The sequence below is a fragment of the Sphingomonas sp. genome (assembly GCF_041661825.1).
Classification (GTDB): domain Bacteria; phylum Pseudomonadota; class Alphaproteobacteria; order Sphingomonadales; family Sphingomonadaceae; genus Sphingomonas.
In genome coordinates this window covers 679038-694642 of sequence record NZ_JBAZTU010000002.1, presented here as the reverse complement: position 1 = coordinate 694642, position 15605 = coordinate 679038, and the positions used below count along the sequence as shown (strand labels likewise).

15 protein-coding genes and 1 tRNA gene are annotated in these 15605 nt (G+C 64.4%); 10 read left to right on the top strand and 6 right to left on the bottom strand.

The genetic code is table 11. The features are described 5' to 3' along the window. The first annotated feature begins 92 nt into the window (after nt 1-92). The 4 genes from nadC to WC729_RS10490 are packed head-to-tail and all read left to right on the top strand — an operon-like array spanning nt 93 to nt 2628. A complete protein-coding gene (gene nadC / locus WC729_RS10505; protein ID WP_372852342.1) occupies nt 93-983 on the top strand; it encodes a carboxylating nicotinate-nucleotide diphosphorylase in 891 nt (296 codons plus the stop codon). Between the two features lie 57 nt (nt 984-1040). Then, on the top strand, nt 1041-1445 hold the full coding sequence (locus WC729_RS10500) for a hypothetical protein (RefSeq protein WP_372852340.1): 405 nt from the start codon (nt 1041-1043) through the stop codon (nt 1443-1445). Nucleotides 1446-1504: 59 nt separating this feature from the next. Next, complete coding sequence (locus WC729_RS10495; RefSeq protein WP_372852338.1) at nt 1505-1921, top strand: hypothetical protein; 417 nt, start codon at nt 1505-1507, stop codon at nt 1919-1921. Continuing rightward, nucleotides 1918-2628 carry a ribonuclease T gene (locus tag WC729_RS10490; protein ID WP_372852336.1) on the top strand — a complete coding sequence of 237 codons (711 nt, stop codon included), beginning with the start codon at nt 1918-1920 and terminating at the stop codon, nt 2626-2628. The genes WC729_RS10495 and WC729_RS10490 overlap by 4 nt, the downstream gene beginning before the upstream one ends. Nucleotides 2629-2646: 18 nt before the next feature. On the opposite strand, the gene WC729_RS10485 is transcribed toward WC729_RS10490, so the two are convergent. Genes WC729_RS10485 through WC729_RS10475 form a run of 3 tightly spaced genes read right to left on the bottom strand, consistent with a single transcriptional unit; the run spans nt 2647 to nt 6026 of the window. Then, nucleotides 2647-3057, bottom strand: a complete 411-nt coding sequence (locus WC729_RS10485; protein WP_372852334.1) for a DUF4112 domain-containing protein — start codon at nt 3055-3057, stop codon at nt 2647-2649. 27 nt (nt 3058-3084) lie between these two features. Further along, nucleotides 3085-4530, bottom strand: a complete 1446-nt coding sequence (locus WC729_RS10480; RefSeq protein ID WP_372852332.1) for an ABC transporter substrate-binding protein — start codon at nt 4528-4530, stop codon at nt 3085-3087. After that, a complete protein-coding gene (locus WC729_RS10475; protein ID WP_372852330.1) occupies nt 4527-6026 on the bottom strand; it encodes an ABC transporter substrate-binding protein in 1500 nt (499 codons plus the stop codon). The genes WC729_RS10480 and WC729_RS10475 overlap by 4 nt, the downstream gene beginning before the upstream one ends. A gap of 542 nt (nt 6027-6568) precedes the next feature. Between WC729_RS10475 and WC729_RS10470 the strand changes: the two genes are divergently transcribed. The 6 genes from WC729_RS10470 to WC729_RS10445 all read left to right on the top strand — a co-directional run bounded on the left by WC729_RS10470 (nt 6569) and on the right by WC729_RS10445 (nt 13005). Further along, the gene (locus tag WC729_RS10470) at nt 6569-7552 is read left to right on the top strand and encodes a GDSL-type esterase/lipase family protein (protein ID WP_372852328.1); all 984 of its coding nucleotides are present in this window, start codon (nt 6569-6571) and stop codon (nt 7550-7552) included. Next, on the top strand, nt 7549-8784 hold the full coding sequence (locus WC729_RS10465; protein WP_372852326.1) for a GDSL-type esterase/lipase family protein: 1236 nt from the start codon (nt 7549-7551) through the stop codon (nt 8782-8784). Before WC729_RS10470 ends, WC729_RS10465 begins: the two co-directional genes overlap by 4 nt. A 2-nt stretch (nt 8785-8786) precedes the next feature. Continuing rightward, nucleotides 8787-10199 carry an MBOAT family protein gene (locus WC729_RS10460; RefSeq protein WP_372852324.1) on the top strand — a complete coding sequence of 471 codons (1413 nt, stop codon included), beginning with the start codon at nt 8787-8789 and terminating at the stop codon, nt 10197-10199. Nucleotides 10200-10208: 9 nt separating this feature from the next. Continuing rightward, nucleotides 10209-10520: a hypothetical protein gene (locus tag WC729_RS10455; protein WP_372852322.1), complete on the top strand. Its 312-nt coding sequence runs from the start codon at nt 10209-10211 to the stop codon at nt 10518-10520. A 149-nt stretch (nt 10521-10669) separates the two neighbouring features. After that, nucleotides 10670-12376, top strand: a complete 1707-nt coding sequence (locus WC729_RS10450) for a toll/interleukin-1 receptor domain-containing protein (protein ID WP_372852320.1) — start codon at nt 10670-10672, stop codon at nt 12374-12376. A gap of 14 nt (nt 12377-12390) precedes the next feature. Further along, nucleotides 12391-13005, top strand: a complete 615-nt coding sequence (locus WC729_RS10445; protein WP_372852318.1) for a hypothetical protein — start codon at nt 12391-12393, stop codon at nt 13003-13005. 181 nt (nt 13006-13186) lie between these two features. Here WC729_RS10445 and WC729_RS10440 read toward each other — a convergent pair. From WC729_RS10440 to rpsA, 3 genes are all read right to left on the bottom strand, one after another. Further along, nucleotides 13187-13273, bottom strand: a tRNA-Leu gene (locus tag WC729_RS10440). Between the two features lie 51 nt (nt 13274-13324). Then, nucleotides 13325-13603, bottom strand: coding sequence for an integration host factor subunit beta (locus WC729_RS10435; RefSeq protein ID WP_272625862.1), 279 nt, complete (start codon nt 13601-13603; stop codon nt 13325-13327). A gap of 227 nt (nt 13604-13830) precedes the next feature. Next, nucleotides 13831-15564 (bottom strand): 30S ribosomal protein S1, encoded by a 1734-nt coding sequence (gene rpsA / locus WC729_RS10430; protein ID WP_372852314.1) that lies wholly within the window; start codon nt 15562-15564, stop codon nt 13831-13833. Between the last annotated feature and the right edge of the window lie 41 nt (nt 15565-15605).

Below are 15605 nucleotides of genomic sequence, written 5' to 3'. Positions count from 1 at the left end.
ACGGTCAGTTATCCATATGATCCTCTGGCTGGGCGCTTGCGTTCGCTCCGTTGTGTGGACAAAGCTGAACCGTGGCAGTTGCGGAGCGGATGATGATGTCGGACACTCTTTCTCCGGCACAGCAGGTCGGTCCGACTGACTGGATCTTGCCCGGCTTCGACCTGCCTGCCTTTGTCGCCGCCACACTGGCCGAGGACCTTGGCGATGCCGGCGACATCACCTCCACCGCCGTCATCCCCGCCGATGCGCGCTTCACTGGCGTGATGGACAGCCGCGACGCGATCGTCGTCGCGGGCTTGCCGATCGCCGAGGCGTTCTTCCGCGCGCTCGATCCGGACGTGCGGATCGAGCGGCTGGTCCAGGATGGCGACCGGGTCGCGGCAGGCACCGATCTGATGCGTCTGGAGGGCAGCGCCCGCGCCATGCTGACGGCCGAGCGATCGGCGCTCAACACCGTCCAGCATCTGTCGGGCATTGCCACGCTGACGCGCAGCTATGTCGACAAGATCCTCGGCACGGGCGCCATTTTGCTCGACACGCGCAAGACCATCCCCGGCCTGCGCCTGCTGGAGAAATATGCCACGCGGATGGGCGGGGCGACCAATCACCGCATGGGTCTGTGGGACGCGGCGATGATCAAGGACAATCATGTCGCGGTTGCCGGCGGCATCGGTGAGGCAGTGCGGCGCGCGAAGGTCGCGGGGATTGCGCGGATCATTGTCGAGGTCGACTCGACTGACCAGATCGAGCCGGCGCTTGCCGCCGGCGCCACGCACCTGCTGCTCGACAATATGGACCCGCCGATGCTGCGCGGCGCCGTCACCCTGATCGGCGGGCGCGTGCCGACCGAGGCGTCGGGCGGCGTACGGCTCGACACGATCCGCGCGATCGCTGAAACCGGGGTCACCTTCATCAGTGTCGGGCGGCTGACCCAGTCGGCCCCGGCCGCGGATATCGGGCTCGATTTCACTGCCGCCGCCTGACGGTTGCATGAGAACAAAAGAGGACTAAGCTGCCGACAGGCGGAGGGGTGCGACTCGGTGAAACGACCACGATCGATATTGATGTTCGAGCGCTTCTATCTTGCGGCGTTCGTGATCAACGTCGTGAGTATCATACTCGCCTGGCCGCTTCTGAGGTTCCTGACGATCGGGCTGGGGCGCTGGTATCTGCCGGTATCGACGGCGATCGGCTTCGCGATACCGCTGCTCCTCTGGTTCTTCATCGCGTGGCGGGGCAGCGTGATCGCGAAGTGGATTGCGACGGTTCTGGTCGCGTTTGGCGTGATCATCGCCGCGATCACCCTTTTGTCGATCGGGTCGCGGGATCCGATCCGCACCGCATTTGCCATCGTCCAGCCGATCCTCCAGATCGCTGCGATCTGGTTCCTTTTCCGCCCTGACACGCCGGTCTGGTTCGGCGAGAAGCCGGCGGAGAGCGTCTGAATCACCATTGAGTCCCGGGGGTCGCCCGGCATATCGAATCAACCGGGGGGAACGCATCGATGAGCAGGCCGAATTCGATCATCCAGTTCGAACGTTTCTATCTCGCCGCGATCGGCGTCGATGTGGTCAACACGGCCCTGTCCTGGTCCGAACGGGAGGAGCGGGCGCTGCTGACGCCGCAGATGTTCGGCAACGCGACCCTGCCGCTGACAACCGCGCTAGGGTTCGGCATCGCCGTGCTCCTGTGGTTCTTCGTCGCCCGCAACGGCAGCATGATCGCCAAATGGGTCGTCACCATCTTCGTCGCTTTGGCGTTGGCATGGACGCTTTATGCGATCCCGACCGGGCATTATTCGATGGGGCTGAGCGGCCTGCTCGGCCTGTTCTCGACCGTGCTTCAGGCCTATGCAGTCGCGATGCTGTTCCGCCCCGACGCCAGGCCCTGGTTCGGCGCGAAAGCGGGAGTGGTCGCATGAAGCCGGCGCTCCTCGTCGCGGCCCTGCTTGCCGCGGTTCCAAGCGTCGCTCAGGCTCAGGCCTATAAATGCGCGATTCCCGCCAATCTTGCGCGCCCGCGGCCTGACCTGCCGAGCCGAAGCGAGCCGAAACGGGTGCTGCCGATCGGCGGCTATACCCTCGCCGTCACCTGGGCCCCGCAATATTGCCACGACCATGCCCGCAATGCTTCGGCACGGCTCGAGTGCGGCAGCGGCAATCGCTTCGGCTTTACGCTCCATGGCCTATGGCCGGATGGCGTGGGCAAGGAATGGCCGCAATATTGCACTGCAACCGCGATCCTGCCGCGCCAGGTGATCCGCAAGCATCTTTGCGCAACGCCCTCGGTACAACTGCTGCAGCATGAATGGGCCAAGCACGGCACCTGCATGCGCACCACGCCAGCCGACTATTTCGCCCGCTCGACCGGGCTCTACGCGAAACTGCGCTATCCGGACATGGACACGCTCTCGCGCGCCAATCCGACGGCGGGCGGATTCGCGGCGGCCATGGCCAAGGCAAACCCCGGCCTGCCGGCGAATGCGATCCGGGTGACCGCCAACCGTCAGGGTTGGCTCGACGAGTTGTGGATCTGCCTCGACAAAAGCTTCGCTTATGAGCGCTGCAAGCCGGGCAGCGGCGGCTTGCCGGCGACGGCCGCGTTGAAGATCTGGCGCGGATCCCGCTGAAGCGCGATCCGTGCGTTGCTATTGATCGATCACCGCCGTCGAAGGATGGTGCTTGTCGAGGTGACGCTTGATGATCCGCAGGTTGCGGGTGTTCGAGCGGAAGAAGAAATCGGGGACTGCGCCGACCCAGGGGATCAGGCCGAGCAGGAAGTCGACGCCGATATTGCCTGCCATGCGCGCGACCTGCGATTTGGACATGCCCAGGTTGCGGGCTTCCCACGCCATCCAGGCGCCCATCAGCGCGGCAATGGCACCGCCACCGATCGGGATCACGTCAAGGATCACGTCGAGCCCGACCTTACGGTTGATACCGGGGATGGTGAACAGACCCTCGAGCAGATGCTCCATCGCCACGATGCGCTTGCGCACCGACGCGGCGTCGCTGCCGGTCAGGCTGCCCGCGATCTTGCCGAGGGGGTCTGGGGTCATTCGGGTCGCACGGTTCGCCATGTCACCTCATTTGGTGTCGTTACGCAGGTGATTCAACGGGTGCCAGGCACGAGAGTTCCCCTGCCACTGCCCCAGCCGCAGCGCGACGAGCGACCAGCGTAGCGGCCGGGCAATGGGAATATAAGCGATATCGGCTGCCACCGCGGCATCCGCCTCAGCGATCCGGGCCGCGCGTTGCTCCAGTGTCGGGGCGTCGCGGGCTGCTTCCACTGCTGCCTGCGCGTCGGCGCCGCAGGGCTGGCAGGCAGTGCCAAGATACCAGCGCGCGCTGTCATAAGGGGCGACTGCATCGATCAGACGCAGATCGGCATCCGCGTCGATCGCCACCCGCTGCGTATCGATGCCGATCCGCTGCAGCCCCGATGCCACGATACCATAGAGAATCGTCGAACCCGGCCCGGGCGGCAACGCGATGCGGAGTACCAGCGGCCCGTCATGCGTCGCGCGCCACGCGCGCACCCGCTCGATCGCTGGTGTCGTATCCGTGGCGGACGCGACCCAGCCGGGGGTGGGCGGTGCCGCTGAATCGAGCCGGTCGGGCAGGAGCTGCGCGGTCGCATTCCAGGCGGGGGCGAAGGCGCTGACGATCGCCTGGCGATCCACCGATCGGGCAACCACGGCGCGGTTCGCGGCCTCGGCCAGGAATCCCGCGCGGCTGGCGATCGCCAGGCCGAACAGCCCGGCGGCAGGGTCGACCCGCTGGTTGGCGGGCGCGATCTCGGCGGTGGCGAGCAGCGGCCAGTCAGCAAAACTGCCGCCGGTGACCATGTCCGAATCGCGCTTGGCAAACCGTGCGATGGCGCGTGCCGCGCGCTCGCCGATCAGGCGGACATTCTGCTCAGGGCCAGGCTCCGCAGCCTCGTCGTCCGGCGAGCGCGCCGGATCGAAGGCCGGGCGCAACATCGCGCCGTCGTGATAGCTTTCCGTGACGCGGAACGGGCCGCTGCCGCCCGGTGGGCGGGTGCGGAACAGGGCGAGCTCCGGCTGGGCGAAGAGCTTGAGCAGGTCGGGGCGCGGCCGTTTCAGCCGGATTTCGATCACTTGCGGCGTCATCTCGACGATTTCGTCTATTGCGCTCAGAAAGGGCAGCAGGGGATTGCGCGAACGGGAGTTTATTTGGCGGCGGAGGATCGCCACCACCTCGTCAGCGCTCACTGGCCGACCATCGCTCCATTCGGTGTCGCGCAGCCGGAAGATATAGCTCATGCCGTCGTCGATCACGATCCAGCGCTCGGCGACGCCCGGCTCGATCTGCCCGCTGGTATCGAAGCGGACCAGACCTTGTGCGGTGGAATCCACCAACAGGCGGGAGGGCGTGCCGAGCGGCCCTTGCGATGAATCGGCGAGTGCGGGCGCCTCGCCGATCGCGCTGACCACGACCGGACCTGCATCCGACCGACGACCGCAGCCCGCCAGCAGCAGCGCGACGAGGAGCACCGCGCCAATCTTCATCGCGAATCCCGGTACAGCAGGCGGCTGGGATGGATGTTCATTGCATTATCCTGCCATCCCTGAACGTCGGGCGCCACCAGCGAGCGGCTGACATAATGATAGATCGGCAGGATCGGCGCGGCACGCAGCAGGCGCTCCTCCGCCGTCTGCAGCAGCGCGGCGCGGGCGGCCGGATCGACCGTGTCGAGCGCCTGTGCGACCAGCCGGTCATATTCGGCATTGGCATAACCCGAATAATTGACCGCGCCCGCGCCGCTCAAATGCACCGCGAGGAAATTCTCCGCGCGCGGCACGTCGGCGATCCAGCCGGATCGGGCAAGCTGGAAATCGCCGAGCCGCAGCGCGGCGAAATGCAGCGCTGCCTCGCTGTTGAGCAGCCGCGCCTCGACGCCGTAAGGCCGCCACATCGCCGCGAGCACCACCGCGATCCGCCGATGGTCTCCGCCGCTGTTGAACCGGACATCGAAGACGAGCGGGTGCGCAGGGCCGTATCCGGCTTCCGCGAGCAAGCGCCGGATTGCGGCTGGGCGATCCGGTGCGACGAAGACGTCGGGGTCGCGCCCGCCGAGCACTGACGGCACCAGGCCGAGCGCACCAGTCTCGCCGGTACCCATCAGCCGGGTCGCGATCCAGTCGCGGTCGATCGCCATCGAGAGTGCGCGGCGCACACGGACGTCGTCGAACGGCGGCTTGCGGGTGTTGAAGGCGAGATAATAGGTGCCGGCGTAAGGCGCGATCCGCGCCGCGCCGGGCAGGTGCTTGCGCACCCATTCGATCCGACTCCCCGGAATGTCGCTGATCGTATCCGCCTCACGCCCGCGGAAGCGTCGCAGCGCCGCCAATTTATCCTCGGCTGGCTGCCAGACGATGATCGGAGTGGGGGCAGGGCGATCATGCCAGAAAGGGTTGCGGGCAAGCGTCAGCCGGTCGCCGAGCCGCCAGCCCGTCAGCCGGTAGGCGCCCGAGGTGACGAGCGGGCGGTCGCTGGTCCAGCGGTCCTCCGCCGCGGCGATCCGGTGCATCGGCAGCGCCGCAAGCGCGGGTTGGGCGAGCAGTTCGTCGAGCCAGGGCAAAGGACGGTGCAGGGTGACGGTGACGGTCGCCGGATCGTCGGCCACGATGGCCTTGATGCCCTCGAACAGCTTCGCGTTGGGCGCGGTGGTCTTCGGGTCGCGCAGCCGGGCAAAACCGGCCGCAAAGGTCGCGGCGGTGATCGGCGTGCCGTCAGAGAAACACAGGCCTGGTTTCAAGGTGAAGCGACAGGAAAGCTTGTCCGCGGTGCAGCGCACTGTGTTCGCCAGGCCCAGTTCGGCATGCCCGTCGCCGCGATGCCGTGTCAGCCCCTCGAACTGGTCTTCGGCGACGCGAAGCGAGGTAAGATCGGAGATTTTCTGCGGATCGAGATTCTTGACCTCATCGTCCGACAGCCGGACCAGGGCGGTATGCGCGCCGTGCTCCTTCCGGCTGCAGCCGCCGGTCAGCGCGGTGACGCACAAGGCCGTGACGAGAAGGCGACAGGGTCTTCGCTGAGGCCCGCGACCGGGGCGATTCTGGAGAGGCGAGGGGGAAACCACGTCCGTTCCTATCGTCTTGCGCGCCGGGCTTCCACCTGCTTGCGGTTCTCGCCGGAACAGAAGGGGACAATAGCCATTCCGGTCGAATTCGATCAGCGAATCCAGATGGAATCCACGACGTTCACTGTGAGGCTTGATGAAGAGCGTCACCCTTTTTGGCGATGCTATTGAGAACGAAGATCGGATTGAAATTCGTATCTATTCTATCCATGAAAATTATCCGATCCGGCCTGGATGATTATTCGGAATCTCGTCGGTATCGTCTGTGGTGTCAATCTATGCCAGCGTGAACAAGAAATATCCAAGTAATACTATCCATAGTTTCTTGCGGGTATAGCGTACAAAGTTGCCAGATTGCCGTAAAATTCTGCAATACCGCGTGCATCTATAGACAAGGCGAATGTATGAGGCGCATGAATGCATCGTACGTTAGAATACATGCTCCTATTGAAAGTATGAACGCCGTGTTGCAGGGTACAGTGCAAGCGCCGCAGGATGTTGCGCGTCATATCGACCTGATTTCTTCGTCAAATCGCCCCTCGCTGCGCATCCTGCTCGACCGAACGGCGGTGCTCCTGCTCGGCACGGCCGTGGGGGCAGCGATCGGCTGGGCCTTTCAGGCGGGCAGCAGCGCATCCGCCGCGGCGGCGCTGTCGCCCAGGCCGGCCGTTTCCCGGCCGATGCCGGTATCGGCCCAGGTTGAGGACGCGCTGATCCGCCAATATGCCGCGCCGTTCCAGCAACTGGTGAAGACGGTTGCGACCGGCGATCGGATCAAGGTCGGGGTGTTCGGCGACAGCTTCGGCGACGGAGTGTGGTGGGGGCTCGCGCAGCAGCTGCCCAGCAAGGCGGGCTATGAGGTCGTGAAGTATAGCCAGCCGGCCACCGGCTTCACGCGCTACAAGAGCCTGAACCTGGAAACCCACGCCGCGGAACAGCTTGGCGACGCGCCGCTCGACATTGCGATCATCTCGTTCGGCGCCAATGATGCGCAGGGCATCATCACACCCCAGGGCAAATATGCCAAGTTCATGGGGCCGCTCTGGCAGCAGGAAGTCGGCGGACGCCTCGATCGCTACGTCGCGCTGATGCGGCGCCATCACGCGATGGTCTATTGGGTCGGCCTGCCGCGCATCGGCAAGGAATCGCTCGATGCCGATGTCACGGCGATCAACGATTTCTATGCCGAGCGCATGGCGAAACTCGGCGTGCCGTTCATCGACACCCGCCCCGTCGCCTCCGACGCGCAGGGCAATTTCGCGACCTATCTGAACGATCCGAAGTCGGGCAAGCGCACCCTGATCCGCGCCGCGGACGGCGTGCATATGTCGATGACCGGCTATCTCTGGATCACGCGCGGGCTGGCTGGTCGGATCCGCAACTATGCGGACGCTGCCCGCACCGTCGCCGGCACGCCCGCCACCGGGGGCGGGGAAGCAGCGAAGTGAAACTCGCCGTGCTGACTCTGGCCGCGCTTTCGACGACCGCGGTCGCGTCGAACTGCGCCGGGCCGATGTGCAATCCCGAAGCGCTGGCGCCCTATTTCGCCAGGCTCGAAGCTGCTCGCGGCGCGACGGGTATAGCGCCGGTCCATATCCTTCAGATCGGCGACAGCCATACCGCAGGCGACGCGATCACCGGCGCGTGGCGCGACATGTTGCAGGTGCGGTTCGGCGGCGGGGGCCGGGGCGTGCTGCCGCCGGGCCGTCCCTATGACGGCTATATCACGCGCGGCGTCACGGCCTCCATGTCGTCCGGCTGGGCGGTCGGTGCGACCTTCGGCAAGGGGGCGGTCGCGCCGCGACCGCTGCTCGGCCTGTCGGGCTTCAGCATGACGGCGATACGCGCCGGTGCGAGCATGGCGCTGAACGCAGGGCCGGGCATGGCGTTCGACCGGTTCGTGCTCTGCGCCATCGGCGGGCCGGATATGGGCGGCGTGGCCGTCCGGTTTGATGGGGAAGGTCAGGGGCAGCTGGATTTCACCGCCCCGTCGCAGCGCCCGATCTGCCGGACGATCCGCTCGGCCATGTCGCGCATGTCGGTCGAGATCATCGCCGATACCCGGGGCCTCACAATCACCTCCTGGGCGACCTTTCGCGATGATGGCGGCGTTGCACTGTCCAATCTCGGCGTGGTCGGGTCGCAGCTCGCGCATTTCGCGCGGACTGACGATGCGGTCGTGGCGGAGGAATTGAAGACCTACCGGCCCGATCTGATCGTGCTCGCCTTCGGTACCAACGAAGGCTTCGCCCCGCACTTCGATCCGGTCGCGTTCGAGGCGGTGCTGCGCTCGCAGGTCACCCGCCTGCGCCTGCTGTCGGGCAATGTTCCGGTGCTGCTGCTCGGCGCGCCGGATTCGCTCAGCCGGCAGCCCATGCTGCGCACCAACGCACCCGGCGCCCTGATCGGGTGCGGGGGCGGGGGTGAATTGCCAACATTGTTCGCCCCGCCAGCTTTGGCCGCTGCGCGCGATATCCAGCGCCGGGTGGCGGGCGAGATGGGTCTGGCCTGGTGGGACTGGCAGGCACGGATGGGCGGCCCCTGTGCCGCCCGCAACTGGGTCCAGCGCGAAACGCCGCTGATGCGCGGCGACCATGTCCATTTCAACACCGCGGGCGGACTGGAGATCGCACGGCGCCTTCAGGCCGACCTCGACAGGGGAGCCGCATCCGCGGAATAACCATGCTGTTTCCGACGCTCACCTTCGGCGTTTTCTTCCTCTTCGTCTTCACCCTGGTCTGGTCGATGCGCTCCAACGAGTGGCGCAAGATCCTGCTGCTCGTCGCGAGCTGGGTCTTTTACGGCGCGTGGGACTGGCGCTTCGTGCCGCTGCTGATCTTTTCCGCGCTGATGAACTGGGCGGTTGCCGCGGGTCTCGCGAACGATCGTTTCGCCGACCGACGCAAACTGCTCCTGCTCTGCGGCGTCGCGGTCAATCTGATCATCCTCGGCTTCTTCAAATATTTCGACTTCTTCACTGAACAGATCGGCGCGACGCTTGCCGCGATCGGGTTCGAGCGCGACTTGCCGATACTAAGGGTGATCCTGCCGATCGGCATCTCCTTCTTCACCTTCCAGGGCATCAGCTATGTCGTCGACGTCTATCGCCGGCGGGTCCAGCCCGCGGCGTTGCTCGACATCTTGCTGTTGATGTCGTTCTTCCCGCACCTCGTCGCCGGACCGATCGTCCGCGCGGCCGATCTGGTGCCGCAGTTCCAGACCCGCCCGAAGCTCGACCGGTCGATGGTGTCGATGGCGCTGCTGCTGATCGTCTGGGGCCTGTTCAAGAAGACGGTGATCGCGTCCGAGCTTGCGGTCGGTTTCGTCGATCCGGTGTTCGCTGATCCGGCCTCGCACTCGGCGCTTGACCTGCTGTTCGCCGCCTATGGTTATGCGGTGCAGATCTATTGCGACTTCTCCGCCTATACCGACATGGCGATCGGGCTGGCGGCGCTGCTCGGCTATCGCTTCCCACGCAATTTCGACCAGCCCTATCGCGCAACGTCGCTGCAGGACTTCTGGCGGCGCTGGCACATCACCTTGTCGCAATGGCTGCGCGACTATCTCTATATCGAGGCGCTGGGCGGCAGCCGGGGCGGCAAGATCGCCACCTATCGCAACCTGATGCTGACCATGTTGCTCGGCGGCCTGTGGCATGGCGCAAGCTGGACCTTCGTCATCTGGGGCGGGCTGCATGGTGGCGCGCTGGCGGTGGAGCGCTTCTGGGCCGACTACGTGCCGAAGCACTGGCCGCCGCTCCCGGTCTGGGCGAAGCTGCTGCTCACCTTCCATGTCGTTCTGCTCGGCTGGATCTTCTTCCGCGCGGCGAGTTTCGCCGATGCGATGGCGTATCTCGGCGGGATCCTTGATCCGTCCGGCGGCCCGGCCGGCTTCACCGCCTCGCCGTTGATCGTGCTGTTGATAGGCCTCGGCCTGGCAATCCATGCCGTACCGACGCGGTGGATGGGCGGCATGGCCATCCGTATCCGCACCATGCCCGCGCCGCTGGTCGGTGTCGGCCTGGCCGCGCTGATCCTCGTCATCGATGCGATGCGTTTCGAGGGCGTCGCGCCGTTCATCTATTACCGCTTCTAGGAAGAGAGCATGTCCAGGCCACAGGAATTCCCCGTCGATCTGCCCGGCCCGGCGGGGCAGGAGCGCGCCCTGCGCTGGACGGCGATCGTCATCGGTGTGGCGACGCTGTCGCTCGCGCTGACCAATGCCAATGCAATTACGAGTTGGGGAGCCGAACAGACGCCCGGGCCGCGCGTTGCACAGTTGCTCGAGCGGGCGGATCGCTGGCGTGAGACCACCGACAGCGTCGGTCTGGGCGCACCCCGCGCGACGATGCATCGGATTTGGAAGAAAATCGAAGAAGCGCGCTGGTCGCCGGAAGATGGCGTCGGAGCGGCATAGCGACCGTAACGGGCTAATTCCCGCGATTTTCTGGTACAATGCCCTCCACATGATGCTCCGATAGATTAAACCGAATCGGGGACATTTTCCCTTGGCGGCCCGAGCAGTCGGCGCATGCTCCCTGATGGGGACTGTATGGGGGGCATCTTATGGACTCGGTCAGGCCGTTTCGGGCTTTCGTGAGCTATTGCCATGCCGACGCGGCCTTTGCCGCGCGACTCCAGAGAAGGCTCGAAGCCTATCGGCTTCCCCGAAGGCTGGCGGATCAGGTCGCGCCGCTGCCGGGCCAAGGGCAGGGGCGGATCGGACCGATCTTTCGCGACCGCGACGACCTGTCCGCTGCGGAGGACTTGTCCGCCGCGGTGCGTGGGGCGATCGCCGCCTCGTCCGCGCTGATCGTCGTCGCGTCGCCTGACGCGGTGGGGTCGCATTGGGTCACGCGCGAGATTGAGTTGTTTCGCGAGCTTCATCCGAAGTCTCTGGTCCTGGTGGCGCTCGCGCGAGGAGAACCGGGCGTTGCCTTGCCGACCGCGCTGGTCGTCGGCGGTATCGAGCCTCTTGCCGCGGATTTCCGCGCGAACGGAGATGGAGAGCGCCTCGCCTTCCTGAAAATCGTGGCAGCTTTGGTCGGCGTGCCGCTCGACGCGCTGGTCCAGCGCGACGCGCAACGACGTTTGCGGCGCGTGATGGCGATCACGCTTGGTGCCGTGGCGGTCGCGCTACTGATGATTGCAGTCACCGCATTCGCCCTGGTTTCCCGGGCACAGGCGGTGAGCGAACGCAACCAGGCAGAAGGGCTGATCGAGTTCATGTTGACCGACCTCAGAGAGAAGCTGCGGGGCGTCGGCAATATCGACGTGATGGAGCGGGTCAACGAACGCGCCATGGCCTATTACGCGGCGCAAGGCGACCTCTCGCGCCTCCCCGACGACAGCCTGCTCCGGCGTGCGCGCATCCTTCACGCGATGGGCGAGGACGACAAGGAACGCGATCAAGGCAAGGCGGCGCTAGCCAAGTTTACTGAGGCGCATCGCGTCACTGCAATGCTGCTCACGCGCCGGCCGAACGACACCAACCGACTATTTGCTCACGCGCAAAGCGAATTCTGGCTGGGCAGCGCGGCGTGGAAAGTCGACAACTTTGCTACTGCACGCCGCCATTTTCAGCAATATTCGAGGCTGGCACAGCGATTGGTTGCGGGCGATCCGCGTAACAAGGATTGGCAGATGGAAGCGGGGTATGCCACCAGCAACCTCGCTTCGCTCGCGTTGACGGACGAGAAACGCCCGGATCTGGCGCAAACGTTGTTCGAACATGCGGGTGCGCATTTCGAGGCAGCGCGCCGCTTGGCGCCGCATGACGACGAGGCGGCGCGCCAGCTGGCGGACAATTACGGTTGGGTGGCCGACTCATTCTACCAACAGGGTGGGTTCGGGCAAGCACATGCCGCTCGACTACGTCAATTGTCGTTAGTGGAGGGATTGCTTTCGCGTGATTCGGGCAATGCGTTGCTGCGACGGAACTTGGTTGGTTGCCTCATCGGGCTTGGTCGCGCCGCGGCGCAATTACGCAGTACGGGGGAGGCCATCGCGCACTTCCAGCGCGCCAGGTTGATCATCGAACCGCTTGCCGCAGGGGATCCGGAAAACCGCTCATTCGCCCGCCAAAAGGCAGGCGTGACTGTGCGGTTGGCAGGGCTTCTTGGCGCCGATCCGAGTCAGGCGCGCAAGGCGCGTTCTATCGTCGCCGCCGCTCTACATGCATGCGCGACACCCGGCGCTCTTGCCGGCAAAAATGAAGAGCTACAGCTGTGCGAAGCACTTCGCAGCCGTGAGTCAGGCGTATCGGTGAAATGATAGAGGAGGTTGTTATGGCAGACGGTAATGCGGTTCCCACCACGGAAAAATTTTTTATGAGGGCGTCGCCGGTTGCGGCTGCTCCTTTGAAGCCTTGGCACGGGCCGACACATCTCAATTACGCATTTCTGGTGCGCATAAATGTATGCGACAAGATCAGCCCAAGAATTGACATGTTTGAACCCTATCGAATGGCAAGCCCCACCCCGCAATCAGGCATCACAAAGAGCCTTATCGATGAAATTGCAGGCGTATCAAATTCGAGCGCCGATACAAATTACGATTTTGAGTGCAACATCAGTTCTCACGCTTTTATTATATTTGAGATCGTTGATAAAAATGCTCGCTTTCGTGAAGCGGATACGAAAGGTGGGCGGGCTATTGGCATCATGGAAGAATTTGGTGCTGTTGGCAGGTTGCTGTACAGCTCTGAATGGGTCCAGGGTTATCCAAATTTCTGTGCATTTAGCGTAGTGCTGAGCGGTGTAGTCACTGGGGCGAACGCGGAGCAGATATACGGGCTCGCCGTGGACTTCCTGCAGCCAGACGGTAGCTACAAGCCCGACGTTATCGATCCGAAGGTGGAAAATGACGGCGATGGGGGCGCGGGCGTGCCGACCACTCCCTGATTTTTATGGCCATTGAGGCGCGAGGCGTCCGTGATCACGGCGAGGTAGGTGATTCCCCTCGGCATCACCAGTTCGGGTCCGAAAGGCGCGAGCCGGGGGAGTTCTTGCCGCGCGTGAATTGCGAGGTGGCCGGTCACATTCGACCAAGGCCGGAATGAAACGCAACTGTGTCAAATGCTGATGGTGCGGACGGCGGGACTCGAACCCGCATGCCCTTGCGGGCGAGGGATTTTAAGTCCCGTGCGTCTACCAATTTCGCCACGTCCGCTTGATGCCCTGCGAAGCGCATGGGCGGGCAGGCGTCAAGCCGTGCCGGCCCTCAGACGTTCAATCGAACGCGCATTTCCTTGCCGGGCTTGAAATAGGGGACGCGCTTGGCGTCGACCTCGACCACTTCGCCGGTCCGCGGGTTGCGGCCGATCCGGGCGTCACGCGCCCGGGTGGAGAAGGCGCCGAAGCCGCGCAGCTCGACACGGCCGCCGGTCGCGAGGCGTTTCGAAATCTCGTCGAAGAAGGTGGTGACGATCGCTTCCACGTCACGCATCGCCAGATCGGGATTGTCCGCGGCGAGCATTTCGACAAGTTCGGAACGGATCATGGCGTCGTCGACTCCTTCTAACCCCAAATTATCGAGCTACCTCACGGCGCTCGACCTTCCCCCCGGAAGGCCTTGGCGAATTAGTCCCGTTCCGGACAAATGACCGCCTCGGACCTATTGTGTAGCTCAAGCGTCGCGCGGCGAATAGGATCGAATCGACGCAAATTTGTAAAAAATCGCCATTTTCCGGGCAGGCGGACGTGGCCACCTGCCCGGAATGGGGTCTTTTACTTCTTGGCTTCGCTGCTGCGGGCCTTGAGGGCCTCGCCAAGGATGTCGCCCAACGACGCGCCCGAATCGGACGAGCCATACTGTGCCACGGCCTGCTTCTCTTCGGAGATCTGCATCGCCTTGATCGAGAAGGTCGGCTTCTTGGAACGGTCGAAACCGGTCACCATCGCATCGAACTTCTGGCCGACCTGGAAACGCTCCGGACGCTGCTCGTCGCGGTCGCGGCCGAGATCGGTGCGCTTGATGAAGCCCGTCGCACCATCGTCGCCGACCTGGACCTCGAGGCCCGCGTCGCGGACTTCGAGAACGGTGACCGTGACGATCGCGTTCTTGTTGAGGCCGCCCGTACCGCTGCCGCTCGAAGCGGTTGCCGTGCCGCCAGCTGCCGGAGCGCCACGCTCGAGCTGCTTCATGCCGAGCGAGATACGCTCCTTCTCGGCATCGATGTCGAGCACGATGGCCTGAACCATCTCGCCCTTGCGGTGCAGGTTGAGTGCGTCCTCGCCCGAAACGCCCCAGGCGATGTCGGACATGTGGACCATGCCGTCGACGTCGTTGTCGAGGCCGATGAACAGACCGAACTCGGTGGCGTTCTTGACTTCACCCTCGACGGTCGAGCCGACCGGATGCGCTTCGGCGAAGGCCTCCCACGGGTTCGACTGGGCCTGCTTGAGGCCAAGGCTGATGCGGCGCTTGTCGGGATCGACCTCGAGCACGACGACATCGACTTCCTGCGAGGTCGAGACGATCTTGCCCGGATGGACGTTCTTCTTGGTCCAGCTCATTTCGGAGACGTGGACGAGACCCTCGATGCCCGGCTCCAGCTCGACGAACGCACCATATTCGGTGATGTTGGTCACGCGGCCCGACAGCTTGGCGCCGATCGGATACTTGGCGGCGGCGCCTTCCCACGGATCGCTCTCGAGCTGCTTCATGCCGAGCGAGATACGCTGCGTGTCCTTGTTGATGCGGATGATCTGAACGCGGACGGTGTCGCCGATGTTCAGCACTTCGCTCGGATGGCCGACGCGCTTGTAGCTCAGGTCGGTGACGTGCAGCAGGCCGTCGATGCCGCCGAGATCAACGAACGCACCATAATCGGTGATGTTCTTGACGACGCCGTCGATCACCTGGCCCTCGGCCAGCGACAGGATCAGGCCCGAACGCTGCTCGGCGCGGGTCTCTTCCAGGATGGCGCGGCGCGAGACGACGATGTTGCCGCGCTTGCGGTCCATCTTCAGGATCTGGAACGGCTGCGGGATGTCCATCAGCGGGGTCACGTCGCGGACCGGGCGGATATCGACCTGCGAACCGGGCAGGAACGCCACGGCGCCGTTCAGGTCGACGGTGAAGCCACCCTTCACGCGGCCGAAGATGACGCCCTCGACGCGAGCGGTCTTGGCGAATTCGGTTTCCAGCTTGTCCCAGGCGGCTTCGCGGCGGGCGCGATCACGCGACAGCATCGCTTCGCCGTGCACATTCTCGACTCGGTCGACATAGACTTCGACTTCGTCGCCGACCTTCAGATCGGCCTTCTGGCCGGGCATGGCGAATTCACGGAGCGGCACGCGACCTTCCGACTTGAGGCCGACGTCGATGACCGCGAGATCATTCTCGATCGCGGTGACGGTGCCCTTGACGACCCGGCCTTCAAAGCCGTCTGCGTCGCCGAGCGTGGCTTCCAGAAGTGCCGCGAAATCATCGCGCGTGGGGGATGCCGAAGTGGCCATAAATCTCTGATTCCTAAGTACTATGTTTCCGGCCAGCCGGT

Bases quoted from the DNA above. Each gene is read 5' to 3' on its own strand.
- nadC (WP_372852342.1), top strand. From the start codon at position 93: ATGATGTCGGACACTCTTTCTCCGGCACAGCAGGTCGGTCCGACTGAC.
- WC729_RS10435 (WP_272625862.1), bottom strand. From the start codon at position 13,603: ATGATCCGTTCCGAACTTGTCGAAATGCTCGCCGCGGACAATCCCGAT.
- WC729_RS10490 (WP_372852336.1), top strand. From the start codon at position 1,918: ATGAAGCCGGCGCTCCTCGTCGCGGCCCTGCTTGCCGCGGTTCCAAGC.
- WC729_RS10445 (WP_372852318.1), top strand. From the start codon at position 12,391: ATGGCAGACGGTAATGCGGTTCCCACCACGGAAAAATTTTTTATGAGG.
- WC729_RS10460 (WP_372852324.1), top strand. From the start codon at position 8,787: ATGCTGTTTCCGACGCTCACCTTCGGCGTTTTCTTCCTCTTCGTCTTC.
- WC729_RS10495 (WP_372852338.1), top strand. From the start codon at position 1,505: ATGAGCAGGCCGAATTCGATCATCCAGTTCGAACGTTTCTATCTCGCC.
- WC729_RS10485 (WP_372852334.1), bottom strand. From the start codon at position 3,057: ATGACCCCAGACCCCCTCGGCAAGATCGCGGGCAGCCTGACCGGCAGC.
- WC729_RS10455 (WP_372852322.1), top strand. From the start codon at position 10,209: ATGTCCAGGCCACAGGAATTCCCCGTCGATCTGCCCGGCCCGGCGGGG.
- WC729_RS10450 (WP_372852320.1), top strand. From the start codon at position 10,670: ATGGACTCGGTCAGGCCGTTTCGGGCTTTCGTGAGCTATTGCCATGCC.
- WC729_RS10480 (WP_372852332.1), bottom strand. From the start codon at position 4,530: ATGAAGATTGGCGCGGTGCTCCTCGTCGCGCTGCTGCTGGCGGGCTGC.
- rpsA (WP_372852314.1), bottom strand. From the start codon at position 15,564: ATGGCCACTTCGGCATCCCCCACGCGCGATGATTTCGCGGCACTTCTG.